25 protein-coding genes are annotated in these 25728 nt (G+C 65.9%); 10 read left to right on the forward strand and 15 right to left on the reverse strand.

Annotation, left to right across the window (positions count from 1 at the left end):
- Positions 1-4: 4 nt before the first annotated feature.
- The 3 genes from P8T11_RS17420 to P8T11_RS17430 all read right to left on the reverse strand — a co-directional run bounded on the left by P8T11_RS17420 (position 5) and on the right by P8T11_RS17430 (position 3594).
- Positions 5-868 (reverse strand): ABC transporter permease, encoded by an 864-nt coding sequence (locus P8T11_RS17420; RefSeq protein ID WP_230695578.1) that lies wholly within the window; start codon positions 866-868, stop codon positions 5-7.
- 261 nt (positions 869-1129) lie between these two features.
- Positions 1130-2227 carry a M14 family metallopeptidase gene (locus P8T11_RS17425; RefSeq protein WP_268080797.1) on the reverse strand — a complete coding sequence of 366 codons (1098 nt, stop codon included), beginning with the start codon at positions 2225-2227 and terminating at the stop codon, positions 1130-1132.
- Positions 2224-3594 (reverse strand): MFS transporter, encoded by a 1371-nt coding sequence (locus P8T11_RS17430; RefSeq protein WP_268080796.1) that lies wholly within the window; start codon positions 3592-3594, stop codon positions 2224-2226. Before P8T11_RS17430 ends, P8T11_RS17425 begins: the two co-directional genes overlap by 4 nt.
- A gap of 147 nt (positions 3595-3741) precedes the next feature.
- Between P8T11_RS17430 and P8T11_RS17435 the strand changes: the two genes are divergently transcribed.
- Both P8T11_RS17435 and P8T11_RS17440 read left to right on the forward strand, forming a co-directional pair.
- Positions 3742-4638, forward strand: a complete 897-nt coding sequence (locus P8T11_RS17435) for a LysR substrate-binding domain-containing protein (RefSeq protein ID WP_268080795.1) — start codon at positions 3742-3744, stop codon at positions 4636-4638.
- A gap of 107 nt (positions 4639-4745) precedes the next feature.
- Positions 4746-5453 (forward strand): FadR/GntR family transcriptional regulator, encoded by a 708-nt coding sequence (locus P8T11_RS17440; protein ID WP_268080794.1) that lies wholly within the window; start codon positions 4746-4748, stop codon positions 5451-5453.
- Here P8T11_RS17440 and P8T11_RS17445 read toward each other — a convergent pair.
- The 12 genes from P8T11_RS17445 to P8T11_RS17500 all read right to left on the reverse strand — a co-directional run bounded on the left by P8T11_RS17445 (position 5434) and on the right by P8T11_RS17500 (position 18071).
- Entirely contained in the window at positions 5434-6783 is a 1350-nt protein-coding gene (locus P8T11_RS17445) for an amino acid permease (protein WP_326494530.1), read from the reverse strand. The two genes, P8T11_RS17440 and P8T11_RS17445, sit on opposite strands and share 20 nt — an antisense overlap.
- 136 nt (positions 6784-6919) lie before the next feature.
- Complete coding sequence (gene otnK / locus P8T11_RS17450; protein WP_268080792.1) at positions 6920-8173, reverse strand: 3-oxo-tetronate kinase; 1254 nt, start codon at positions 8171-8173, stop codon at positions 6920-6922.
- Positions 8170-9078 (reverse strand): L-threonate dehydrogenase, encoded by a 909-nt coding sequence (gene ltnD, locus P8T11_RS17455; protein WP_268080791.1) that lies wholly within the window; start codon positions 9076-9078, stop codon positions 8170-8172. Before ltnD ends, otnK begins: the two co-directional genes overlap by 4 nt.
- A gap of 136 nt (positions 9079-9214) precedes the next feature.
- A complete protein-coding gene (gene denD, locus P8T11_RS17460) occupies positions 9215-10189 on the reverse strand; it encodes a D-erythronate dehydrogenase (RefSeq protein ID WP_268080790.1) in 975 nt (324 codons plus the stop codon).
- 22 nt (positions 10190-10211) lie between these two features.
- On the reverse strand, positions 10212-10997 hold the full coding sequence (gene otnI / locus P8T11_RS17465; RefSeq protein ID WP_268080789.1) for a 2-oxo-tetronate isomerase: 786 nt from the start codon (positions 10995-10997) through the stop codon (positions 10212-10214).
- Positions 10998-11039: 42 nt separating this feature from the next.
- Positions 11040-12404 (reverse strand): MFS transporter, encoded by a 1365-nt coding sequence (locus tag P8T11_RS17470; RefSeq protein ID WP_268080788.1) that lies wholly within the window; start codon positions 12402-12404, stop codon positions 11040-11042.
- 73 nt (positions 12405-12477) lie between these two features.
- Entirely contained in the window at positions 12478-13116 is a 639-nt protein-coding gene (locus P8T11_RS17475; protein WP_268080787.1) for an aldolase, read from the reverse strand.
- A gap of 262 nt (positions 13117-13378) precedes the next feature.
- Positions 13379-14608, reverse strand: coding sequence for an MFS transporter (locus P8T11_RS17480; RefSeq protein ID WP_268080786.1), 1230 nt, complete (start codon positions 14606-14608; stop codon positions 13379-13381).
- A gap of 36 nt (positions 14609-14644) precedes the next feature.
- A complete protein-coding gene (locus P8T11_RS17485; protein WP_268080785.1) occupies positions 14645-15544 on the reverse strand; it encodes an amidohydrolase family protein in 900 nt (299 codons plus the stop codon).
- A 100-nt stretch (positions 15545-15644) separates the two neighbouring features.
- Positions 15645-16622: a Bug family tripartite tricarboxylate transporter substrate binding protein gene (locus tag P8T11_RS17490; protein WP_268080784.1), complete on the reverse strand. Its 978-nt coding sequence runs from the start codon at positions 16620-16622 to the stop codon at positions 15645-15647.
- Positions 16623-16740: 118 nt separating this feature from the next.
- Positions 16741-17661 carry an NAD(P)-dependent oxidoreductase gene (locus P8T11_RS17495; protein ID WP_268080783.1) on the reverse strand — a complete coding sequence of 307 codons (921 nt, stop codon included), beginning with the start codon at positions 17659-17661 and terminating at the stop codon, positions 16741-16743.
- A complete protein-coding gene (locus P8T11_RS17500; RefSeq protein ID WP_268080782.1) occupies positions 17658-18071 on the reverse strand; it encodes a carboxymuconolactone decarboxylase family protein in 414 nt (137 codons plus the stop codon). The genes P8T11_RS17495 and P8T11_RS17500 overlap by 4 nt, the downstream gene beginning before the upstream one ends.
- 197 nt (positions 18072-18268) lie before the next feature.
- Between P8T11_RS17500 and P8T11_RS17505 the strand changes: the two genes are divergently transcribed.
- The 8 genes from P8T11_RS17505 to P8T11_RS17540 all read left to right on the forward strand — a co-directional run bounded on the left by P8T11_RS17505 (position 18269) and on the right by P8T11_RS17540 (position 25727).
- Entirely contained in the window at positions 18269-19504 is a 1236-nt protein-coding gene (locus P8T11_RS17505; protein ID WP_268080781.1) for an ABC transporter substrate-binding protein, read from the forward strand.
- A gap of 42 nt (positions 19505-19546) precedes the next feature.
- On the forward strand, positions 19547-20407 hold the full coding sequence (locus tag P8T11_RS17510; RefSeq protein ID WP_268080780.1) for a branched-chain amino acid ABC transporter permease: 861 nt from the start codon (positions 19547-19549) through the stop codon (positions 20405-20407).
- Positions 20408-20412: 5 nt separating this feature from the next.
- A complete protein-coding gene (locus P8T11_RS17515; protein WP_232311982.1) occupies positions 20413-21381 on the forward strand; it encodes a branched-chain amino acid ABC transporter permease in 969 nt (322 codons plus the stop codon).
- Positions 21374-22114, forward strand: a complete 741-nt coding sequence (locus P8T11_RS17520) for an ABC transporter ATP-binding protein (protein WP_268080779.1) — start codon at positions 21374-21376, stop codon at positions 22112-22114. The genes P8T11_RS17515 and P8T11_RS17520 overlap by 8 nt, the downstream gene beginning before the upstream one ends.
- Positions 22111-22824, forward strand: coding sequence for an ABC transporter ATP-binding protein (locus P8T11_RS17525; protein ID WP_268080778.1), 714 nt, complete (start codon positions 22111-22113; stop codon positions 22822-22824). The genes P8T11_RS17520 and P8T11_RS17525 overlap by 4 nt, the downstream gene beginning before the upstream one ends.
- 179 nt (positions 22825-23003) lie before the next feature.
- Complete coding sequence (locus P8T11_RS17530; RefSeq protein WP_268080777.1) at positions 23004-23747, forward strand: GntR family transcriptional regulator; 744 nt, start codon at positions 23004-23006, stop codon at positions 23745-23747.
- Positions 23692-24927 carry an alpha/beta fold hydrolase gene (locus tag P8T11_RS17535; RefSeq protein WP_268080776.1) on the forward strand — a complete coding sequence of 412 codons (1236 nt, stop codon included), beginning with the start codon at positions 23692-23694 and terminating at the stop codon, positions 24925-24927. The genes P8T11_RS17530 and P8T11_RS17535 overlap by 56 nt, the downstream gene beginning before the upstream one ends.
- Positions 24924-25727, forward strand: coding sequence for an N-acyl homoserine lactonase family protein (locus P8T11_RS17540; RefSeq protein ID WP_268080775.1), 804 nt, complete (start codon positions 24924-24926; stop codon positions 25725-25727). Before P8T11_RS17535 ends, P8T11_RS17540 begins: the two co-directional genes overlap by 4 nt.
- The last annotated feature ends 1 nt before the right edge of the window (position 25728 follow it).

Consider the following 25728-nt stretch of genomic DNA (forward strand, 5'->3'; position numbering starts at 1 on the left):
TTTCTTACACCACCTGACTGAGTTTCACATAGCGGTCGGTCACAAGCATGATGATGCCCAACAGCAAGATTTGCACCGAAGCCACCGAAGCGATGGTCGGGTCCAGATTGAATTCCAGGTACTGCATGATGGCGATCGGCAGCGTGGTGCGGCCCGGCCCCACCAGTGAGAGCGACAGTTCCAGGTTTTCAAAAGACACCACGAAACTGAACAGCGCGGCCGCCACGATGGACGGGCGCAGCATGGGCAGCGTCACGCGCATGAAGGCTTTGGGCGCGCTGGCGCCCAGGTTGCGCGCGGCTTCCTCGATGGAGCCGTCCAGCCCGGCCATGCCTGCCGTGACCAGTCGCACCGTCCAGGGAATCGTCAGGCAGACGTGCGCGATGATCAGGCCGCCGAAAGTGCCGACGATGTCCTGGTCCAACACTTCTTCAGCGCGCAGATAGAACAGGTAGATGCCCACGCCCGCCACGATTCCGGGTATCAGCAAGGGCGACAGCAGCAAGGTGTTGACGCCCTTGCTGCCCTGGAAGCGGTAACGCGCAATGCCGACGGCGGCCAGCACGCCCATCACCACGCCAATGGCGGCGGCCACCAGCGACACTTGCAGGCTGAACAGGAAGCCGTTGGCGAACGCGGGGTTGTCCCACGCTTTCACGTACCAGGACAGCGTGTAGCCCGACGGGGGGAAATAGAGGATGGCGTCCTTGAAAAAGCTCAACCAGACCACCAGCACGATGGGGCAGAGCATGAACGCATACATCAATACGACGAAGACCCGATGCAGCCACGTTGCCCACGGAATCACGCGTATGGGCGTGGCCTGGGCGGCAGTGGCGGCCGAGTTCAAGGGAGGCGCGCTATGCAAATCCTGTGTTCCTTGTCAGCGAGGTGCCGGCTCGGTTTCAAACTCCTCCGTTTGGAACTCTTTGATTCCTTCGGTTAACCGAAGCATATCGATGGGTTGCTGCGCGGTTCAACTAGGGATTACCCAACATGGTGCATGCCGCGCGGGTAATTCCGTAGCACGGTGCAAACGCGCGGGTGCAACCCGCCGCAACGTCTTGACGGCGGCAGGTTGCACCCGGGGTTTACATGCAGGATGGCGGCGCTAGACACGCGCCTGGGATCAATGCGCGGCTTCAAGCCCGCATAGCGCTTGCAGCACGGCCACGCGGCTTTGGCCCAGCACCATGCCGTGCCAGTCGTAGGCGTGGCAATAGAACGCATCTTGCGTGGCTTGCAGGATGTCTCGGCGCAGCGCCGCGGGGGCATCGGGGTTAGCCCGCAGCCAGTTGCGGCCGCGCAGCGCCAGCACCACGTCATCGAATGGCACGGTGCCGTATTCCAAGGCCATCAGCGTGGGCGAAGACCGCGGGCACGCCTGGTAGATCAGGCTGGCCAGGTGGCCGGTAATGTCCACCGATGCCGACGTGCCCTGGAACGGCACCGCGATGTCCAGGCCCCACCATTGGCGCGCGCGCGCCACTTCGGCGTCATCGCGACGGCCGGCGTAGATTTTTTCACCATGGCCGCGCGGACCCAGCCCGGTATGCACGTCGATCCAGCCGATATGCGCGTAGGGGCTGGCATGCGTGTCCAGGATGCGACGCAGGTTCTCGCGCGATGCGGCAGGTGCCGCGCCGCCGTAGAACAGGCCATCGGCATGGGTGTATTGGCCGCGCGACACCGCTTGCGCGAACGCGGCTTGCCCATGTTCGGCCACATACCGCGCGACGTCGCGCTGGTTGTCTTCCGACGGCGGCCATTGCGCCGGCAGCAGCAGCGGATGCAGCGCGCCGTAGCCCGGATTCGCCGGCGGCGGCGTGCCGTCAAAGGGCTGGACGTTGCGGTTCAAGTCGACGTTGCCTTCGTCGGTGCGCGCCATCCACGAATAACCGTGGGGGTTCACCGCGTGCACCAGCAGCAGGGCCACGCCCGCCTGGCGCGCGCGCTTCAACATCGGTGCATCGTCCATCAAGGAAAACTGGCAGCCCGCGCCGCAGAATCCTTCAACGCCATGCGTGGCGGACGTCATGATCAACAGACGTTGCGCGTTGGGCGCGCCGATCAGCGCCACGTCGGTGCCCAAGGCTTCGCCCTCGCTGCCGCGCGCCTCGATCGGGTAGGACGCGACCGAGGCGCCCAGGCGCTCGGCGTCGGCCAGGAATCGCTCACGCGATTCCGCGTAGCTGCGGGGAAAGTAGCTGGTACTGCTGGGCATCATGCCTCCTGAGTGTCGATTGCATGGCCGGTGCGGTCCTGTATCCAGAACAGCACCACGGTGGAAAGCGTCACGGTCACCATCAAGTACCAGGCGGGCGCCATGGGGTTGCCGGTGACGTGCAGCAGCCAGGTCACGAAGAACTGCGCAAAGCCGCCAAAAACCGAGATGCCCAGACCATACACGACAGACATGCCGGTGGTGCGCACCGCCTTCGGAAACAGCTCGGGCAGCATCGTGATGACCGGCGCCGTCTGCAAGGCCAGCAACACGGCCAGCAGCGCAATCACCGTCATCAGCCGCGCCGTGCTGGGCGCGGACACCAGCCACTGAAAGCAGGGCAGCAAGGCGCACACCGTGGCCGCGCGCGACCAGAAGATGACCTTCTTGCGGCCCACCCGGTCGGCCAGCATGCCGACAAAGGGCGCGATCACAAAGCCGATGGCGCCCAGCACCACGCTGGCGAACAGCGTGGACGTGGCGGGCAGGCCCAATTCCTTGTTGGCGTAGGCCGGCATGTAGAAGCCGATGATCTGCGCGCACACCATGCCGCCGATCACCAGCAGGATGCCCTTGACGACCAGCGCCTTGTGTTCGGTGAAGACGCGGCGCAGCGGCTGGTGGGTGGGCGCCTGGCGCGCCGTCTCGGGCGCATGCGTGGATGCTGGCGTGGGTTCCAGCGCGGGGGCCAACGCGGGTTCCAAGGTTTCTTCCAGGTTGCGGCGGATGTAGGCGCCCACCGGCACGGTCAAAATGCCGATCACGAACGGCACGCGCCAGCCCCAGGCTTGCATCTGTTCCTGGCTGAGCGTGGCGGTCAGCAACGCCACCGTCAGCGCGCCCAGCATCACGCCCAACGACTGGCTGCCGAACTGCCAGCTTGAGTAGAAGCCGCGCTGGTTCGCGGGCGCGTGTTCAACCAGCAGCGTGGTCGAGGCCCCCACTTCGCCGCCCGCGGCGAAGCCCTGGATCAAGCGCGCCAGCACCATCAGCACGGGGCCGGCCACGCCCATCTGCGCATACGTGGGCGCGGCGGCGATCAGCGCGCAGCCCAGGCCCATCAGCCACAGCGTCAGCGTCATGGCGGCGCGGCGGCCGTGGCGGTCGGCGTAGGACCCGATCAGCATGCCGCCCACCGGCCGCATCAGGAAGCCCACGCCAAAGGTAGCGGTGGTCAGCAGTAATTGACCGTAGCTGGAGGCGGCCGGAAAGAATAGCGGCCCAATGACCAGCATCAGGAACGTGAAGACGGTGAAGTCGAAGAACTCCAGCGCGTTGCCGATGGTGGTGCCGGCGATCACGCGCCGGCGCATCGTCGACGAATGCAAAGGCTGCTGCCGGCCGGACGCGGCGGCGATGGCGATAGACATGTTTTCCCCTTGATGTCCGTGGCGGGGCGGTGCGCGGACCACGCGGTCCCCAAGCCCGCCCCATCCGCGTGAATATACGGATGGCGCACGATAAGGAAAAGACAGTATTTTTGTTCCAGTGAAACCTTTTTGTTATACCCCTGCCCCATGAACCTTCGTCAGTTGCGCGCCTTTGTCCTGATTGCCGAACACGGCAGCATCCGCGCGGCCGCGCGCGCCCTGTTCGTGACGCAGCCGGCTGCCACGCGCAGCCTGCGCGAGCTTGAGCAAAGCGTGGGCGCCGAACTGGTGCGGCGCAGCGCGCGCGGGGTCGAACTCACGCCTTACGGCTCGGCGTTGTACAAGCGCGCCGTGGTGATCCTGCAAGAGGCCAGGCGCGCGCAGGAAGAGATCGGGCAAATGCGCGACGGCGAAGGGGGTTCCTTGAACCTGGCCATCAGTTCGGCCGCCTTGACGGTGCTGCCCGCCGCGCTGGCGGCATTCCGCGCGCGCATGCCGCGCGTGTCGGTGGCCTTCAACGAAGTGGCGCCGCCCTTCAGCCACGAACAACTGGAATCCGGCCGCTACGACTTCCTGGTGCAAACCGAATACGACGGCGAGATCGACGACGGCTTTGCCCGCACCACGCTCTTCACGCTGCCGCTGGCGGTGGGCGCGCGCGCGGGCCATCCGTTGCGGCATGCACAAACGCTGGCCGACCTGCACGACGCGCTGTGGCTGCTGCCCGGCAACATCCAGGCACCCGCCAACCTGCTGCGGCTGGCGTTTGCGGCGCACAAGCTGCCCGCGCCGCGCGACGTGATTCCGTGCCAGTCCATCGCGGTGGCGCTGGCCATCATTGCCGACAGCGACGCGCTGGGCATCTTCGTGCGCAATCTGTTTGACCATCGGCTGCTGCCGCGCGGCCTGCGCATGGTGCCCTTGTCCCACGAACTACCGGCCGCGCGCGTGTCCATCCTGACCCGGGCGGATTCCCCGCCCACGCCCGCCGCGCAGTGCTTCATCGACTGCCTGCTCGACGCCCATGCCGCGCCCACGCGCTAAGCCGAGCAAACGACCGGTTATCATGGGCGCCGGGCCGGCCGACGGCCTTGATAAGATAAGCGGCCACTCACCCCTGCCGGCCGCTCCCACCCTTGCACTCAAGATCCATGGTGTTCCCCCGACTTCCGTCCCCGCCCACGTTGACCGACACGGTCGCCAAGCGCCTGCTCGCCGAAATCGACGAAGGCCGCGTGCTGCCGGGTGAAAAGCTGCCCACCGAGGCCGCGCTGGCCGAGCAGTTTGGCGTGAGTCGCACCGTCATCCGCGAAGCGGTGTCGCGGCTGCGGCAGGACGGCATCGTGGAAGCGCGGCAAGGCAGCGGCGTGTACGTCACCGGGCTGACGGGCAACCGGGCCTTGCGCATCGACGCCACCGAACTCACATCGCTAGACGCAGTGCTGCACATTGTGGATCTGCGCCGCGCGCTGGAAACCGAAATCGCGGCCCAGGCCGCGGCGGTGCGCAAGAAGCGCGACATGGTCGAGATCGACCGCGCGCTAGCCGCGATTTCACAAGCCGTGGCGGACGGCGGCGACGGCGTGAAGGAAGACGTGGCGTTTCACCGCAGCATTGCGCGCGCCACCGGCAACCCCTATTTTCTGACCACGCTGGCGTTCGTCAGCCAGTTCCTGGAAGCCGCCACCCGCGTGACGCGTGGCAACGAAGCCCGCCATGCCGATTTGATGCGCGACGTGCTGCACGAACACGTCGCCATCGTCGAAGCCATCCGCCAGCAAGACGTGGAAGGCGCGCGCGAGGCAGCGCGCATCCACATGGTGAACGCGGCCAAGCGCCTTAGCCAGGCGCACCGCTGAGCTGCTCGCGCCGCTGGCGGGTGCCGATGCCCCAGCGCTGCGCGATCAGACCCATCAGCACAATCACCCCCGCCAGCAAGGACGTGTAGGCAACTTCGTTCCGGTAGGTGCCTTCCACCACCATCGTGATCAACGCGGCGATGATGCACACGATGACCGCATAGGTCAGCCACGGAAACAGCCACATCTTGAACGTCAGCTCAACGCCTTGCGCTTGCAGCCGATAGCGCATGCGCAACTGCGACAGCGCAATGGCCAGGTACACGAACAACGCGATGGTGCCGGTGGCCTGCATCAGCACGTCGTACAGATCCATCTTGGACGTGGCCATCATCCACACCGCCACGAACGCGAACGCGCTGGAGATCAGCACGCCCACATACGGCGTGCCGGTGCGGCGGCCGGTCACCTGCATGATGCGATGCGCGTCGCCACGCCGCGACAGCGAATACAGCATGCGCGAGGCCGTGTACAAGGCCGAATTGAAGCAACTGCACACAGACGTCAGCACGATGAAGTTGACGATGGCCTGCGCGTACGGCACGCCCAACCTGCTAAGCGCCACGTTGTAGCTGCCGTGCGTGGGCTGCGACAGCAGCGGGTCGTTGTACGGCACCAGGCAGACGATGATGAAGATGGAGCCCACGTAGAACAGGCAGATTCGCCACACCACCGAGCGCGTGGTCTTGATGATTTCACGCGCGGGGTCGGCCGATTCGGCGGCGGCCACCGTGACGATTTCCGCGCCGATGAAGGCGAACATCACCCCCAGCATGGCCACCACCACCGACTTGATGCCATTGGGCATGAAGCCCTGCGCGGTCAACTGCGATACGCCGCGCGCTTCGCCCCACGGCCACAGATGCACCACCGCCAGGCTGCCGATGACCAGGAACGCCACGATGGCAATCACCTTGATCAGCGCGAACCAAAACTCGAATTCACCGTAGTTGCGCACGTTCATGAAGTTGACGACGATAAGCGCCACGGTGATGAAGAGCGCATAGCCCCAGTCCGGCACCATCGGAAACCAGCCGTGCAGGATCTGCCCGGCCACATAGGCTTCCCAGCCCATCAGCAAGGCCCAGAAATACCAGTACAGCCAGCCGATGGTGAAACCGGCCCAGCGCCCGATGGCGCGGTCGGCGTAGGTGGAAAACGACCCTGTGTCGGGCTGCGCCACCGCCATCTCACCCAGCATGCGCATGGCCAGAATGACCAGGATGCCGCCACCCAGATAGGCCAGGATGACGGCCGGCCCCGCCAGCGCGATCTGCTTGCCGGACCCGACGAACAACGCCGCCCCGATGACCCCGGCGATCGACATCATCGTCAGGTGGCGTGATTTCAAGCCACCCTTGAGCTCGGTATTTTGTTTGCTGGCCAATGCCCTGCTCCTGTTTCTGTTGCTGCTGCTGTTGCTGCTGCTGCGGCGTCTGCGTCTGCCGCTGCTTCGATGTCCGGCCTCAGCCGAATGCCTTAGTGAAGAAGTCCCGCGTACCGAAGTTGCCGGACTTCAGCGCGATGCTGACCTCGCCACGCGCCACCGGTGAGTAGCCCGCGCACCACGGCACGCCCGGGTCGATCTGCTCGCCGATGGCCATCTGCTGCAAGCCCAACGCCTGCACCACCGCGCCCGAGGTTTCGCCGCCCGCGACAATCAATTGGCGCACGCCGCGCTCAACCAGCCCAACCGCGATGCGCGCAATGGCCGCTTCGATCAGCGCGCCCGCATGCGCCACGCCCAGCGCGCCTTGCGCCGCCTTGACCGCCTCAGGCTCGGCGGTGGAATAGACCAGCACCGGGCCGTGCTGCATGCGCGGCTCGGCCCAGCCCAGCACCTGCGTCACCACGTTCTCTTCCGATGCCAGCCGCATCGGGTCCAGCGCCAGCGCCGGCCGGCCGCTTTCGATGAAAGCCGCCACCTGTGCATTGGTGGCGCTGGAGCAGCTACCCGCCACCACGGCCTGCAAACCGGGCACGCGTGCCTGGCTGGCCGCGCTGGCCGGCGCCAGGCCCCAGTTGCCCGGCAGACCGATCGCCACGCCCGAACCCGCCGTCACCAGCGGCATGCCGCGCAGCGCCGGGCCAAGCCGCAACAGATCATCGTTGGACACCGCGTCCACAATCGCAATTTCCACGCCCTCGTCTTGCAAGGCCTGCATACGCGCAAGAATCGCGTCGGCCCCCGCGGCCACCACGCTGTAGTCGATCAGCCCGACCTTGCGCGCGGTCTGCGCCTGCAACACGCGCACGAGGTTCGGGTCGGTCATCGGCGTCAGCGGGTGATGCTGCATGCCCGATTCGTTCAGCAGCACGTCGCCCGCGAACAGGTAGCCCTTGAAGACGGTGCGCTTGTTGTCAGGAAACGCGGGCGTGGCGATGGAGAAGCGCGTGCCCAGCCGCGTCATCAAGGCATCGGTCACCGGGCCGATATTGCCGTCCGGCGTGCTGTCGAAGGTGGAGCAGTATTTGAAGTAGATCTGCTCGGCGCCTTGCTGCTGCAACCATTCCAGCGCGGCCAGGGATTGCGCCACGGCGTCTTCCACCGGCTGCGTGCGCGTTTTCAAGGCCACCACCACGGCGTCCGCATCGGCGCGCAGGGGCTCGCCCGGTACGCCAATGGTTTGCACCGTGCGCATGCCCGCGCGCACCAGGTTGTTGGCCAGATCGGTGGCGCCCGTGAAGTCGTCGGCGATACAGCCTAGCTTGATAGTCATTTGGCCTCCGGCAAGCTGATGCCAGGAAAAATCTTGATGACGGCGCTGTCGTCCTCGCGGCCATGCCCCGCCGTGGACGCCTGCATGAACATCTGATGCGCGGTGGACGCCAACGGCAGCGGAAACTTGCTGTGCCGCGCGGTGTCCAGCACCAGCCCCAGGTCCTTCACAAAAATATCCACGGCCGACAAGGGCGTGTAGTCCGCCGCCAGCACATGGGGCATGCGGTTTTCGAACATCCAGCTATTGCCGGCGCTGTGCGTGATGACCTCGTACAGCGCGTCCGCGTCTACTCCCTCCCGCAAGCCCAGCGCCATGGCTTCGGCCGCGACGGCAATGTGCACGCCAGCCAGCAGTTGGTTGATGATCTTGACCTTGCTGCCCGCCCCCGCGCGGTCGCCCAGCCGGTAGACCTTGCCGGCCATGGATTCCAGCACCGCGCCGCAGGCGGCGTAGGCCGCCGCGCTGCCCGCCGTCATCATCGTCATCTGGCCGGCGGCGGCCTTGGCCGCCCCGCCCGAGATCGGCGCGTCCAGGTACAGCACGCCCAGTTCGGCCAGGCGTGCTTCCTGCGCAATGGACCAGTTGGGGTCGACGGTGGAACACATCACAAAGACGGCGCCGGCGCGCAGGGCGGCGGCGATACCGCCGTCGCCATACAGCACGGCCTCGGTCTGCTGCGCGTTGACGACCACGCTCACAACGATGTCGCAGGCGGCGGCCATCTCGGCCAGCGTGGCGCAGGCCACGCCGCCTTCGGCGGCGAAGGCTGCGGCGGCCTCGGGGCGGATGTCATAGACGTGCACATCGTGGCCGGCGCGGCGCAGGCTTTGGGCAATGCCCGCGCCCATGGCGCCCAGGCCGATAACGCCGACGCGGCGGGGGGAAGGTTGCGGATGGCTCATGGCGGTGTCGTCCGGAATGTCGATGGGAATGGCGATAGGAAAGTGTCGGTACGGAATAGCGGTACGGTGTATCGATGCCGTGTATCGATGCGGTGTATCGATGCGGTGTGTCGATACGGAGGCGTCGCGCCGCGCTTTACCGCGGCAGGTCGTCGGCCAGATAGGCGCGGATGATGTCGGCAAAGCTCTTATCGCCCGCCAAACCCAACCGGTTGGCGCGCGTGGTGTCCCAGCGGCCAGGCCAACTGCCCACGATGCGTTCCACCTTTTCATCCGGCCGCCAGGTGATGCGGTCGGCCACGGCGTCGCCCGCCACGTCGCGCAGCGCCTGTTCCATGTCGGCCACGGTGACGGACACGCCCGGCAGGTTGATCGGCGCGCGGTCGGCCACGGTATCGGCGGGCAGTTCGCAACCGGCAATCAGCGCCTGGATGGCGCCGCGTGGCGACAGCAGCCACAGGCGCGTATCGGGGCCGACCGGACACACGGCGGCTTCGCCGTTGAGCGGTTCGCGGATGATGCCGCTGGCAAACGACGAGGCGGCCGCGTTGGGCCGGCCGGGGCGCACGCTGATCGTCGGCAGACGCAGCACGCGCCCATCCACAAAGCCGCGCCGCGTGTAGTCGGCCAGCAGCAGTTCGGCAATGGCCTTCTGCGTGCCGTAGGACGACTGCGGGCACAACGCGGTGTCGTCGCGCACGGTGTCGGGCAAGTCGCCGCCATACACCGCCACCGAACTGGTGAAGATCACGCGCGGCTGGTGGCCCAGCGCGCGGCACACGTCCAGCAAGGCGCGCGATGCATCCAGGTTGATGCGCATGCCCAGATCGAAATCCGCCTCGGCCTGGCCGCTGACGATGGCCGCCAGGTGAAAGATGGCGCGCGTATCGGTGTCGATGGCGTCGCGCAGCACGGCGGGGTCGGCGATGTCGCCCACCCGCGAATGCACGCGCGGGTCAGTGAAGGCGTCGGTCTTCACGACGTCCAGCAGGTCGATGCGCGTGATGGTTTGCGGGCCGCTGGCGTCCAGCGTCAGCGTGCCTTGCTCAAGCAGTTGTCGAGCCAGCCGCTGGCCCAGGAATCCGGCGCCGCCGGTGATCAGGATTTTCATGTGGAGCTCGCTTCTTGTTGACTCAGTGCGTGGCCAGATAGGCTTGGGCCCAGCCCAGGCCCGCGCGCGTGCCGGCCTTGGGGCGGTATTCGCAGCCGACCCAGCCGGCATAACCCAGCGCATCGATGCGGTCGAATAGATAGGGGTAATTCAGTTCGCCCAGGTTGGGCTCGTGACGGTCGGGCACGCCGGCAATCTGGATGTGCCCAATGCCAGCCATATCGCGTTCCAGCTTCACGGCGATGTCGCCTTCGACGATCTGGCAGTGATAGCAATCGAACTGCACTTTCAGGTTGGCCGCGCCGACTTCTGCGCAAATGGCCTGGGCCTCATCTTGGCGGTTCAGAAAGAAGCCGGGGATGTCGCGCGTGTTGATGGGTTCGATCACCACCGTGATGCCCGCCGACGCGGCGGCGCTGGCGGCTCGCGCCAGGTTCCGCACATAGACCTCGCGATGCGCCGCGCGATCCTGATCAGGCCGGATCAGGCCCGCCATCACGTGCAGGCTGCGGTTGCCCAATTGCGCCGCATAGCTCAGCGCCTGGTCCAGGCCGCGCAGGAATTCGTCTTCACGGCCAGGCAGCGACGCAATGCCGCGTTCGCCGGTCGCCCAGTCACCGGGCGGCGCGTTGAACAAGGCTTGAGTCAGCCCGTTATCCTGCAACCGCGCGCGGATGTCAGCGGCGGCGAAGTCGTAGGGGAACAGAAACTCCACCCCCTGGAACCCGTCGCTGGCGGCGGCCTGGAAGCGGTCCAGGAAGGGGTGCTCGTTGTACATCATGGTCAAATTGGCGGCCAGGCGCGGCATGGCGGGTCCTTATCTATCGGGGTTGCGTGGGCCGTCGGGCCATTAGCGGTTGACCAGCTTGGCGGGTGTGAACCAGACCGCGATGGCGCCGATGACCAGCACGGCGGCCAGCACGTACATGCCGGACGCGGTGGATTGGGTCAGGTCTTTCAGGTAGCCAATCATGTAGGGGCTGGCGAAGCCCGCCAGGTTGCCCACCGAGTTGACGATGGCGATGCCCGCCGCCGCCGCGGTGCCCGACAGAAAGGCCGTGGGCAAGGACCAGAACAGCGGCGCGCACGTCAGCACACCGGCCGCGGCCAGGGACAGGCAGATCAGCGAAATGACAGTGCTGTCGGCAAAGGACGCCGCGGCGGTAAAGCCCACCGCGCCCGCCAGCGCCGGCACGATCAGGTGCCAGCGGCGTTCGCGCCGCTTGTCGGCCGAGTGGCCCAGCAGGTTCATCACGATGATGGCGCAGATGAACGGAATGGCGCTGAGCAGGCCGATGTTGAACGCGCCCGTCACGCCCGTCGATTTGATCAGCGTGGGCATCCAGAAGGTCAGGCCATATTGGCCCGCGACGAAGGCGAAGTAGATCAGGCACATCCACCACACGCGCTTGTCAGAAAACACCGCGCGCAGCGAGTGCTTTTGCGTGCCCGTCTGCTTCTGGTCCTGTTCGATCTCGCGTGTCAGCAACTGCTTTTCATCGGCCGTCAGCCATTTGGCGCTGGCGATGCCGTTGTCCAGGTACATGATGGTGACCACGCCGATGAGCAGCGCGGGTATGGCCTCGATCAGGAACATCCACTGCCAGCCCTGCAAGCCGTGCGTGCCGTGGAAGGCTTCCATGATCCAGCCCGACAAGGGGTTGCCGAAGATACCGGCCACGGGAATGGCGGACATGAACAGCGCGATGATCTTGGCGCGGCGGTGCGCGGGATACCAGTAGGTCAGGTACAGGATGACGCCGGGGTAGAAACCCGCTTCGGCCAGGCCAAGCAGGAAGCGCAGGATGTAGAAGCCGGTGGGCGTTTCCACGAACATGAACATGCCGGAAAGAATGCCCCAGGTGATCATGATGCGCGCGATCCAGACGCGCGCGCCCAGGCGATGCATGAGCAGGTTGCTGGGCACTTCAAAAAGGAAGTAGCCAATGAAGAACACGCCGGCGCCCAGGCCGAACACGGTTTCGCTGAACCCCAGGTCTTGCGACATTTGCAGCTTGGCGAAGCCGACGTTGACGCGGTCCAGGTAAGCGATGACATAGCACAGCATCAAGAACGGCACGAGCCGCCAGAACACCTTGGCGTAGGCGCGCGCGGTTTCCAGGGAATCCGGCTGCGGCGCGCCAGCGGTGGCGGCGGTGCCGGGGTTGCCGGGTTTGCCAGGCACAGCGCCGGACGTCAAATCCATCGGGGGCATGCATCGTCTCCAAAAGAGTGCGCCGACCCGGTCCGCAGCAGGGCGGCCAGGCGGCTTTGTACAGGTGAGGGAATCAGTAACGCGTGCCGAAGGTGGCTCGAAGTTCATCGATGGCCTGGGCGGACAGCGGCGCGGGGCGCGGCTGGCTCATCAGCCACAGGCGGGCGGTTTCTTCCAGCTCTTCCAGCGCGTATGACGCATGCGCCACCGAGCGTTCCCACACCACCGGCCCCAGCCTTTCGAACAGCGCGCCGCGCACCTGGCCCGCCACGGCGGCAACTTCCGCGGCGGCTTGCGGGTCGCCCGGCCGGCGATAAGCAATCAAGGGAATGCGGCCCACTTTCATGACCTGGTAGGGCGTGATGGGTGGCAGCACTTCATCAGGCCGCCACACGCCGGCAAGCGTCAAGGCCACCAGATGCGTGGAATGCGTGTGGATGATGCCGCGCGATTCGGGGCTGGCGCGATAGATGCCCTGATGCAGCACCAGCGTCTTGGACGGCTTGGCGCCGGACACCCAATTGCCGTCCAGGTCGACCTTGGCCAGATCGGCCGGGTCCAACCGCCCGAGGCAGGCGTCGGTGGGGGTGATGAGCCAGCCATCATCCAGCCGGGCGCTGATGTTGCCGGCCGCGCCCACGGTGTAGCCGCGTTGGTAGAGGCTGGCGCCGACGACGCAGATTTCTTCGCGGATGCGGGCTTCATCAGTCATGAAAAAACCCCTGATTGGCAGGGGTGCATGTCTGGAGTAAACGGCGCGAAAGGTTCGGCGCGAAACGCAGCGGCTGGGCCAGCATGATGGGATGTCTCTTGTATTGAATTTATCGGGTCATCATACAAATTTAATGATCACGACCATATCGGGTAAACCCCTATACAGCAAACAAAAGGCCCGGGCAGATGCCCAGGCCCCAGGGACGAAAACTAGCGCGAACAGCAGCGCAAACGCAGCGCAAAAACAGCCTGCGCGACGCTTATTCCAGCACGCGCCCCTTCGTCTCGGGCAGCAGCAGCGCCGTTACGATCACCACCGCGTACGCCCCCGTGGCAAACGCGCCGATGGCCCAACCCAGCCCGTGCGTCTGGCTAAGAAAGCCGACCAGGCTGGGAAACAGCGCACCAATGCCGCGCCCGAAGTTGTAGGCGAAACCTTGGCCCGACGCCCGCACGCCTGACGGGAACAGCTCGGTCAGGTAAGCGCCGATGCCGCTGAAAATGCCCGACGCCGCAAAGCCCAGCGGAAAGCCCAGGAACAGCATCTGGTGATCGGTCAGCGGCAATTGCGTGTACACATAAACGCTGATGGTCGACAGCACCGAGAAGATCAGCAGGTTTGCGCGACGGCCCAGGCGGTCGGCCAAATAGGCCCCCGCAATGTAGCCGCAGAACGAACCGAAAATAATGACCATCAGGTAACCGCCCGTGTTCAGCACCGACAGTTGGCGCTCCACTTTCAGGTAGGTTGGCAACCAGGTCGTGATGGCGTAGTAACCGCCCTGCACGCCCGTGCAAAGAATGGCCGTGATGACGGTGGTCTTGATCAGCGCGGGCGAAAAGATCTTCCAGAACGACGCGCGCGCCTCGCCCGCATGCACCCTGGCCTGCGCGCGCTTGAACACTTCGGGTTCGGGCACGTTCTTGCGGATGTACAGCACCAGGAACGCGGGCAGCACGCCGATCCAGAACAGGCTGCGCCATGCCCATTCCGGCGGCAACAACGAGAACGCCACGGTGTACAAGACCGCCGCCGCGCCCCAACCTACCGCCCAGCCGCTTTGCACGGTGCCCACCGCTTTACCCCGGTGTTCGGCGCGCACGATCTCGCCCATCAACACCGAGCCCACGGCCCACTCGCCGCCAAAGCCCAAGCCTTGCAACGCGCGCAGTAAAAACAACTGCTCGAAGTTCTGCGCGAAGCCAATGGCCACGGTGCAGGCCGAAAACCACAGGATCGTGTATTGCAGGACGCGCACGCGGCCGTAGCGGTCGGCCAGGATGCCGGCCAGCCAACCGCCGATGGCGGAGAACAGCAGCGTGACCGTGCCCAGCATGCCCGCCTGGCCCTTATCGATGCCCCACAGGCTCATCAGCGTGGCGATCACGAAGGTGAACACCATGAAGTCCAGGGCGTCGATGGCCCAGCCGCCGAACGCGGCAATGAAGGTGCGGCGTTCGGTCTTGTTCAGCTCTCTATACCATTGCATGGCTTGTCTCTTGAATCGTTCTGAAGGGGCTGGCGCTTAGCGCGCCGGGGTGAATCCGTACAGGCGTTCGGGGTTGCTGACCAGGATGCGGTGGCGCACGTCGGCATCCGGCGCCCACTGCGCAAGCTGGTTGCGCAGGCGGCCCGTGTTGACCATGCGCGTTTGATGCACATGCGGCCAGTCGCTGCCCCACAGCATGCGGTCGGGCGCGGTGTCGATCAGCGTTTGCGCCCACGGCGTCACGTCGCTGAAGTCATCGAAGCGATCGCTGATGCGGTAGGCGCCCGACAGCTTGACCCACCAGCCGTGGTCGCGCACCAGGTGCTGCAGGGCCAGAAAGCCCGCGCTGTCAGTGCCATCCGCCACCGGCATGTGCCCCATGTGGTCCACCACGCCCGGCACCGGCAGCTTGCGCATGCGCGGCAGCAAATCGGGCAATTGGCGCGCATCCATCAGGAATTGCATGTGCCAACCCAGCCCGGCAATGCGGTGCGCCAGCGTTTCCATGGCGTCAAAGCCAATGCCGCCACCAAACAAGACGTTGATGCGCAGGCCACGCACGCCAGCGGCATGCATGGCTTCCAGCTCCTGGTCGCTGACGTCGGGCGCGACGACGCCAACCCCGCGCAGTTGGTCGGGATGGCGGCGCAGCACTTCCAGCATGTAGCGGTTGTCGGTGCCATAGACGCTGATCTGCACCAGCACGCCGCGCGACATGCCGGTCTGGCGCAGCATGCCCAGGTAAGCGGACTCGGGCGCGGGCGGCGGTGTGTAGGTGCGCTCGGGCACGAGCGGATACGCGCTGCTGTCAGCGGCGACCACGTGCGCATGCGTGTCGCAGGCGCCGGGCGGGATGTCGAAGGTGGCGGCGTCCATGTCGGGCAAGGGTGCCAGGCACAGCGGGGGCTGGCTGGCAGTCGAAGGGGAAGAGCTCATGCGTGGGTCTCCTTGGTTCGTGATCGTCTTGTGATCATGCCAGCGGACCGGGGTGGCGCCAAAGGGGCTGGCAACAACGCGGCTGGCGCCACCCCGGCCTTCAATTGACGGTGATGTTGGCGTCCTGGATCAAGGCCGCGAAATGCGGCACGTCGCGCGCGATCAGCGCCTGGAAGGCCGCCGCGCCCTGGTCTTTGCCGACGGGTGCCTGCGCCGCCAGCTTGTCCAGCGAGTCCTGCACGCCGGGGCTGTTCAGCGCTGCCGCCAAGGCCTGTTCCAAACGCGCGATGACGGCGGGCGGCGTGCCGGCCGGCGCGGCGATGCCGTTCCAGACGCTCATGTTGAACGCCGGCACGCCGGCTTCCGCAAAGGTCGGCACATCGGGAATCTGCGGCAGGCGCGATTCGCTGGCCACGGCCAGGGCCGTGACGCGCTTGCCTTCGTGGATGGGAATCATCGTGACGGTCTGGTCGATCACCGCGTCCACCGTGCCGGCCATCAGGTCGGCGATGGCCGGCCCCGCCCCGCGATACGGAATCTGCATGCCCTTGGTATTGGTCACGTGCATGAAGTAGGCGGCCGCGATGTGGCTGGTGGAGCCCGAGCCCGCGTTGCCGAAGTTCACGTCCGCACCGTTCTTCTTCATGCGCGCAACGAAGTCGGGCAGCGTGGTGATGCCGCTTTTCTTGCTGACCGACAGCACCATCGGCACCGTCGCCACCAGGCCGATGGCGGCCATGTCGCGGCGCGGATCGAACTTGGCCTTGGGATATAGCGACGGCGCAATCGCCAGCGACCCCATGTTGCCGAAGGTGATGGTGTAGCCGTCGGGCGCGGCGCGCGTCACGCGTTGGTTGCCGATCATGGTGCCGCCGCCGCCCAGGTTTTCCACAACAATGGTCTGGCCCAGGTTCTCGCCCATGGCCTGCGCCACGATGCGGGCCAGGCCATCCGTGGAGCCGCCCGCCGCATAGGGCACCACCATCGAGATGGACCGCGTGGGGTAGTCCTGCGCGCTTGCGTTGGCGCCAAGCGCCATCAGGCCGACGGCCAGGGCCGCCCGGAATGTCTTCTTCATGTCTCGCTCCTTGCTATGTGTGCCGGCAATAGCCGGCCCCTCCGCCTGGTGCCGGCGGTTATGGGTGATGCAGGTTGAAAAAAAGCGGCGCGGACCATGCCGCGCCGTAGGTCTGAATCTAGGAATCCGCTTTCTTTGCGCTCAACTCCACGCCCGCCAACTGTTCGGACAGGCGCGCCACGGCGGTGTGGTCCTGCCCCTTGCCCAGCGTCTTGCCCGCCGAGGCCCAGAGCTCGCGGCACAGCGACGCAAACGGCGTGGGCGTGCCGGTGTCGGTGGCGATGCCCAGCGCAATGCCCAGGTCTTTCACCATCAGGTCCAGCCCGAAGCCCGAGTTGAATTCGCGTGACAGCACGAACTGCTTGAACTTCTTTTGCGTGGAATTGTTCATGCCGGTGGACGCGTTCAACACATCCACGATCACGTTCGGGTCCAGGCCGAACTGCTGGCCGATCAGCATGGCTTCCACGCCGATCAAGAAGCCGCCCGCGGACACCAGATTGTTCAGCGCCTTCATGGCATGGGCGCTGCCCACATCGCCCACCGGCGTGATGGATGTGCCCATGGCCGACAGTGCCGGGCGCACGCGCTCAAGCGTGGCGGCCGGGCCGCCGAACATGATGGAGAGCTCACCGGTGCGCGCGCGCGGCACGCCACCGGACACGGGCGCATCCACCATCTGCCCGCCCGCCTCGGCCACAGCCTGGGCCAGGCGCTGCGTATGGGCCGGCACGCCCGAGCTCATTTCCACCACCACGCTGCCGGCACGCAGGCCCGCCAACACGCCATCGGCGCCGCTCAGCACTTGTTCAACGATGCCGCTGGTGGGCAGCATGGTGACGATGATGTCGCTTTGCGCGGCCAGCGCCGCGCAGGTGGCGGCTGCCTGCCCGCCGACTTCCTGCGCGAACTTGTCGGCCTGGCCCGGCACGGCATCAAACACCGTCACCGCGAAGCCGGCCTGCACCAGCCTCGCCGCCATCGGCCAGCCCATGCTGCCGATGCCGATCAGCCCCACGCGCTCTTGCGCTGCGCTCATGCTTGCTGCTCCTTGAAGGCGCCCTCTTCTTCCAGTACCTGGTTGGCCACCTTGAAGGCGTCCAGCCCCGCCGGAATGCCGCAGTACACGGTGGCTTGCAGCAGGATCTCTTTGATCTCTTCCACCGTGACGCCGTTGTTCAGCGCGCCCTTGACGTGCAGCTTGATCTCGGCCGGGCGGTTCAGCGCCGTCAGCATGGCCAGGTTCAGCATGCTGCGCGTCTTCTTCTCCAGGCCCGGACGGCCCCAGGTGTAGCCCCAGCACCATTCGGTGGTGATGTTCTGGAACGCCATCATGAAGTCGTTCGCGCGCGCCAGCGAACCGTCCACGTACTCGGTGCCCAGCACCTCGCGACGCAGGTTCAGACCTTGGTCGAACAGGGCTTGGGTTTCGGATTTGATGTCTGCCATGAGTTCCTCACTGGTGATGGATGAAAGGCGATTACGTGATCGATTACGCGATGGATTGTCTGCCCATTTTTGTCAGATCGTCAATAGTCGGATTGTCGGACAATATGCTTGACTGCGTAAATATTGAGCACAATAATGCGGCAAAGCGCCGGGCTGGCTGCCGTGCGCCCATTTCCCATAAAAGCCAGGAGACAAGCATGAAAAGCAACCCCAAACAGGCCGTGCACCCCGCAGTCGTACGCCACGGGCGCCGGGAATTTGTCGCTGGGCTGGGCGCCGCCGCGCTGGCGGCCTCGCTGCCGGGCATGGCACGGGCGGCACCGGCCGAGATCAATGTCGGCGTCATCCTGCCGCTATCCGGCGCCAACGCGCAGTTCGGCATCAATTCCCGCCAGGGGCTGGAATTGGCCGCGGACGAGATCAACGCGGCCGGCGGCATCAAGTCGCTGGGTGGCGCCAAGCTCAAGCTGATCATCGCGGACGCCACCTCGCAGCCCACCACCGCCGCCACCGTGGCACAGCGCCTGATCACGCAGAACCGCTGCGTGGCGATCATTGGCGCGTACGCCTCGTCGTTGACGCTGGCGGTGTCGGAGGTGACCGAACGCCGTGGCATCCCGCTGTTGACCATGTCGTTCTCGGACATGCTCACCGAGCGCGGCTTCAAGCACATCTTCCAGGTGGTGTCCAAGGGCTCGGTGCTGGGCCGCGCTCAGTACGATTACGCCGCGTCGGTCGTGGCGGGCGCGTCAGACATCAAGAAGATCGCGCTGCTGTACGAAGACACCGCCTATGGCACCTCGCAGGCGGTGGGCGTGCGCAACGCGGCCAAGGCGGCCGGCGCCCAGATCGTGCTGGACGAGGCCTATCCGCTGGGCATCACCGACGTGACGCCGCTGATCAGCAAACTGCGCGGCTCCGACGCGCAGATCGTGTTCCCCATTTCGTATCTAAACGACAGCCTGTTGATCATCCGCGTGATGCGCCAGCAACGGCTGACGGTGCCCGTGGTGGGCGGCGCGGCGGGCTACGTAATTCCCGACTTCGCCCGCGCGTTGGGCCAGTACGCGCAGGCGGTGCTGTCGATTGCGCCGGCCAACTACGACCAGGCGCCCGAATACACCGAACGCTATCGCAAGCGCTTCGGCACCTTCATGCCGCACGAAGCGCTGGAACACGCCGTGTGCGCGGGGGTGCTGGCCGCGGCGCTGGAGGTGGCGGCGTCCGACAAGCCCGAGGCAGTGACCAAGGCGTTGCGTGCGCAGAAGTACGACCAGGGCTGGGCGGGCGTGATGTCGGGCGGCGGCGTGCATTTCGACGCCAAGGGCCTGAACACGCTGGCCCAGCCCGTCATGGTGCAGTGGCAGAACAACGAACTGGTGTCGGTCTGGCCGCAGGCTTTGGCCAAGGGTCGAGTCATCAGCGCCACTTGAGCGGCATCTAGGCGGCATCACGCAAGACGGAGGGGGACGGTCATGCAATTCTTGCAGGCGCTGGTGGACGGCATTCTGCTGGGCGGCGTTTACGCGGTGATCTCGATTGGGCTGACGCTCGTCTTCGGGGTGGTGTCCATCGTCAACTTCGCCCAGGCAGAATTCCTGATGGTGGGCATGTTCGTGGCGTACTTCGCCTGGAAGCTGCTGGGGCTGGACCCGTTGGTGGGGTCGCTGCTGTCATTCGCCGTGGCCTTCGTGCTGGGCGTGCTGACGCAGAAGTTCCTGATCAACCGGGTGATGAAGGCGCCCGCCGTGGCGCAGATTTTCCTGACGGTGGGCTTGCTGATCGTCATGGAAAACCTGGCGCTGATCCTGTTCGGATCAGAGTTCCGCTCGGTGCAAACGCCCTACCAGATGACCGCGCTGGCCGTGGGCCCCATTCTGTTCAGCGCGCCGTATCTGCTGGCTTTCGTGGTGGCGTCGGTAGCCGGGCTGACGCTGTGGTGGGTGCTGAAGAAAACCTGGTGGGGCATGGCCGTGCGCGCCACCGCCCAAGACCCGATGGCCGCGCGGCTGTCGGGCATCTCCACCCACCGCGTGCATCAGTTGGCCTTTGGCCTGGGCGTGGGGCTGACGGCCCTGGGCGGCGGCATCATCCTGCCGTATCTCACGGCGTCCACCACCGTGGGCGCGCAGTTCAGCGTGCTGATGTTCACGGCGGTGGTGCTGGGCGGCCTGGGCAGCGTGCTGGGCGCGGTGGTGGGCGGTGTGGCGGTGGGCGTGATCCAGTCGCTGTCGTCGCTGGTGCTGCCCATGCAGTTGCAGAACCTGGTGCTGTTCGTCATCTTCATTCTGGTCCTGGCCGTGCGCCCGGAAGGTCTTTTGAAAAGGGCCGCATGATGCGCATGAATCGACAACTCCTGCCTTGGGCGCTGCTGCTTGCGGTGGCGCTGGCGGCTCCCTGGCTGATGGAAGACCAGGGCTATGCCATACGCGTAGTGACGCTGGTGCTGCTGTTCGCGGCGATGGGCCAATCGTGGAATATCGTGGGCGGCCTGGCCAACCAGATCTCGTTGGGCCATGCGGCCTTCTTCGGCCTGGGCGCGTATACGTCCACTCTGCTGCTGATGCGCTATGGCATTTCACCCTGGCTGGGCATCGTGGCCGCAATGGCGGTGGCGGCGGTGGCCGGCGCGCTGCTCAGCCTGCCCACCATGCGGCTGCGCGGGCATTACTTCGCGCTGGCAACGCTGGCGTTTGGCGAAGTGCTGCGCGCCATCGCCAATACCTGGGCGTCCGTCACGGGCGGGCCGGTGGGCCTGTCCATTCCGTTTGCCGAAGGCTGGGCGCAGATGCAGTTCAAGTCCAGCATTCCGTACTACTACCTGATGCTGGGGGCCGCCATCATCACGTCCGTGGTCTTTGCGCTGATCAGCCGGTCGCGGCTAGGCTACCGCCTGCGCGCGGTGAAGGCCAACCCGCAAGCGGCGGAAGTGATCGGCGTGAACACCGCGCAAACGCGCATCCTGGCCGCCGTGGTGTCCGCCGCGCTGATGGGCGCCTGCGGCACGCTGTACGCGCAGTTCATCTACTTCTTCGACCCGGACACGGTGTTCTCGCTGGTGGGCGTGTCGGTGCGCGTGGCGCTCATCTGCATCATCGGCGGCGTGGGCACGGTGGCGGGGCCGCTGATCGGCGCGCTGGTCATCATTCCGTTGGAAGAGGTGTTCAACGATTGGCTGTCGGGCCACACGGCCGGCGTGTCGCAGTTGGCGTTTGGCCTGATCCTGATCGCCATCATCCTGATCGAGCCGCGCGGCCTGTCGGCACTGTGGACGCGGCTGCGCAACCTGAAGCGGGGCCAGCATGCCTGACATCCTGAAAGTCTCGAACATCCAGCGCCGCTTCGGCGGCCTGAAGGCGGTGGACGACGTGTCGTTCAGCGTGGCGCGCGGCGACATCCTGGGCCTGATCGGGCCGAACGGCGCCGGCAAGACCACGGTGTTCAACCTGCTGATGGGTTTGTACGCCAGCCAGGGCGGGCGCATCGAACTGGAAGGCCGCGACGTCAACGGCCTGCGGCCCCACCAGATCGCGGCGCTGGGCATGACCAAGACCTTCCAGAACGTCGCGCTGTTTCCCGAGATGACGGTGCTGGACAACGTGCTGGTGGGCGGCCTGCTGCGCCACGACGTGCCACGTGCCCGCCAGGTAGCGCGCGACAGCCTGGACCGCGTGGGCCTGTCCGCCATTGCCGCCAAGCCCGCCGGCGAACTGTCGTTTCCCGAACAGGCGCGGGTGGAACTGGCGCGCGCGCTGTGTACCGACCCCAGGGTGTTCCTGCTGGACGAGGTGATGGCCGCGCTGAACGAAGCCGAGATGGACACCATGCTGGACCTGATCCGCACGCTGCGCGATGAATCCGGCATCAGCTTCATCGTGGTGGAACATCACATGCGCGCCATCATGCGGTTATGTAACCGCATCCTGGTGCTGTCGTTCGGGCAGAAGATCGCCGAGGGCAGCCCGGCCGAGATCGCGGCGAACCCCACGGTGATCGAGGTGTACCTGGGCAAGTCGATGGAACACGTGGAGGCCAGCGCATGAGCCTGTTGCAGATTCAGGGGCTGACCGCCTCTTACGACCGCAGCCCGGTCCTGCACGACGTGTCGCTGGACGTGCCGCAAGGCGGCTTCATCGCGGTGGTGGGTGCCAATACCGCGGGCAAGAGCACGCTGCTGCGCTGCGTATCGGGCTTGCTGGACAAGGTCAGCGGCAGCATCGTCTTCGACGGGCACGACATCCTGCGCCTGCCGCCGCACCGCATTCCCGAGCTGGGCATCGCCCATGTTCCGGAAGGCCGCCATGTTTTCCCCGAGATGACCGTGGAAGAAAACCTCTACCTGGGCGGCTACACCCGCCGCCGTGACGGCGCGGCCCTCAAACGCGGCTGCGACGAGGTCTATGCCTTGTTTCCCCGGCTACTGGAGCGCCGTCGGCAGGCCGCCGGCACCTTGTCGGGCGGCGAGCAGCAAATGGTGGCGTTCGGCCGCGCGCTGATGCTCAAGCCCCGGCTGCTGCTGCTGGACGAGCCCAGCCACGGTCTGGCGCCCAAGGTGGTCGAGGAAATGCACCAGGCCATGATCGACATCCACCGCAGCGGGCTGACCATTTTGCTGGTGGAACAGAACACGCGGCTGGCGTTGTCGGTGGCAGAACACGCTTACGTGCTGCAATCCGGCGCGATGGTGCTGTCCGGCCCCAGCCACGCGCTGATGGAAGACAGCCGCGTGCGCGAAGCGTACCTGGGGCTGTAGCGATGGGGCCATGGCGATGGGGTCGAAGCGATGAGGGTGAGGCTAAGGCTATGAGGTTAAGGCTATGACCCGTCGGCGGGATATATTGCGTCTTTACGTTGAATCGGCGGTGCGCGGCGCCCTGGCCAAAAGCCTGGATGACGCCTTGCGCCCGCCGCCACGCTAAGCGAGAGACAGCCATGCCCACCCCCACCGGTGCGATTTTCGAGAAGCCCACCACCCTGCGCACCCGCGTCGAGGAATATCTGCGCGGCGCCATCATGGACGGCCACATCAAGGGCGGTGAACGCCTGCGCGAAGTGGAGCTCTGTGAGCAACTGAGCATCAGCCGCAGCACGCTGCGCGAGGCCCTGCGCACCCTGGAGGCCGAAAGGCTGATTTCCATCGAACCCCATCGTGGTCCCACGGTGGTGCGCATCACTGAAAAGGCGGCGCACGACCTGTATGCCCTGCGCGCGCTGCTGGAAGGCTTTGCCGCGCACGAGTTCGCGCGCCTGGCCAGCGATGCCGACGTTGACCGGCTGCGCAAGGCCGTCGATGCGCTGCACCGCCAGGCCAAGGGCAGCAACAAGTCGGCCCTGCTGGCCGCCAAGCGCGATTTCTACGACGTGCTGCTGTCGGGCTGTGACAACGACCTGATCAAGGACATGCTGCCGGGGCTGCTGTCACGCATCAACCTGCTGCGCGCCACCTCGTTCGCGCGCCCCGACCGGCTGCCGGAAAGCATGGCCGAAATCGACGACATCTACGAGCGCATCCGTGCTCGGGACCCACAAGGCGCCCAAGCGGCCGCACAGAGCCATATCGTGAACGCGGAACGCACCGCGCTCGACGTGCTCAGGCGCCAACAAGAGGAGGCATCAACCCGTGAAGGCGACCGTCCAGGAACTGAGGGCCGTGGCGGCCCTGGCACAGCAGGATAGCGAATTCATCGGCGCAGCCAGGGGCCTGCCCTGCGCCATCTGGCTGCAAGTGGGCGCGGATCCGGAAGACCGGATTTGCGCCTGGGCCGGCCAGCCCGCCGCGCCCTCGCAGTGCATTGTCATCAGCGCCTTGCCGGACACCTGGCACAAGCTGATGACTCCCACCCCGCCCCCCGGCTACCACTCATTCACCGCCGCGCATCGGCAGGCTCAGGGCCTGCGTGTCAAAGGCGACGCGCTGGCCATTGCGCAAGCACTGCATCCCCTGGAACGGCTGTTTGAAATCCTGCGCGGGCAGATCGAAGACGCAGCGCCCGACCTGCTTGATCGCTCCTGCATCGCCGGCCACTACGCCACGCTGGACCTGGGCGACACCCGCACTTCGCTCTACGTCGAAACCAGCGGCCTGGCCAACGGCCCGCCGCTCTTGATGCTGCATACCGCCGGCGCCGATTCACGCCAATACCACGCGCTGATGGCCGATGCCGAGCTGCGCGCCCAATGGCGGATGATGGCCTTCGACATGCCCGGCCATGGGCGCAGCATGCCCCTGCCCGGCCACGCCTGGACCGATACCGGGCTGACCCGCGAAGCCTATCTGCGCACCTGTCTGGCCGTGATCCGGCAACTGGCGGGCGCGCCCGTCGTCTTGCTTGGCTGCTCGATGGGCGCGGCGATGGCCCTGGTGATTGCCGCCCGCAGCCCGGCGGACGTGGCGGGCGTGGTGGCGCTGGAAGCGCCGGACAAGGCCGTTGGCCGCCGCACACCCATGCTGTGCCATCCCCAGGTGAATCAGGCGGCGCACAACCCGGCCTATGTGCGCGGGCTGATGGGCCCAGCCGCCACCTTGCAGGCGCGCCGCGAGGCGGCCTGGATCTATGCGCAAGGCGGCTACAACGTGTACGCCAACGACCTCTGCTTCTACAGCGAAGACTTCGACGCTTCCCTGCATCTGGACGGCCTGGACACGCGCGCGTTCGGTATATCGCTGCTGACGGGCGCCTACGACTATTCCGCCAGCCCGGAAGATTCTCGCCGCGTTGCGGCGCGGATTCCCGGCGCGCGCTTTACCGCCATGCCGGACCTGGGCCACTTCCCCATGGTGGAAAGCCCGCGGCGCCTGATGCACTACCTGAAGCCCGAACTCGACCACATCCGAACCATCCGAGGAATCGCATGATGCTGCCTGAATACGAAGTCTATGCCCTGCGCTATGCCACCGTGGCGCGCCGCCGCGCGCAGAACTTCATCACGCCGCCCGATCCGCACGACGGCCCGATGCCCATGGATTATTTCGTCTGGGTCATACGCCGCGACCAGCGCGTCTGGCTGGTCGACACAGGCTTCAACCAAGCCGCCGCCGACGCACGCGGCCGCGAACTCCTGCGCTGCCCGATCGAGGCCTTGAAGACCTTGGGGCTGGCGCCCGAAGACATCCAGGACGTCATCGTCACGCACCTGCACTACGACCACGCCGGCAACCTTCGCAAACTGCCGCATGCCCGCCTGCATCTGCAGGAAAGCGAGCTGCACTATGCCTGCGGCTGCAACATGCGCTTCGACATGCTGCGCCACGCCTATGCGGTTGAAGACGTGCTTGATGTGGTGCGGGGCGTGTACGACAAGCGGGTGGCGTTCCATCACGGCCACGACGAAATTGCGCCAGGCCTGCAACTGCTGCACATCGGCGGACACACGCAGGGGCTGCAAGCGGTGCGGGTGCATACGGCGCGCGGCTGGATCGTGCTGGCCTCGGATGCCAGCCACTACTACGACAACATGGGCCTGGATGCGCCGTTTCCCATCGTGCTGAACGTGGCCGACATGCTGGCCGGGTACGAAACCTTGCTACGCCACGCCGAATCGCCGGACCACATCGTGCCGGGACACGACCCGCTGGTTCGAAGCCGCTACCCCGGCATCGTTCAGGGCAACACCGAAGTCGTGGCGCTGCACCTGCCGTGCCTCCCTTCGGATTGAG

The organism is Achromobacter spanius (assembly GCF_029637605.1).
Taxonomy (GTDB): domain Bacteria; phylum Pseudomonadota; class Gammaproteobacteria; order Burkholderiales; family Burkholderiaceae_B; genus Achromobacter; species Achromobacter spanius_E.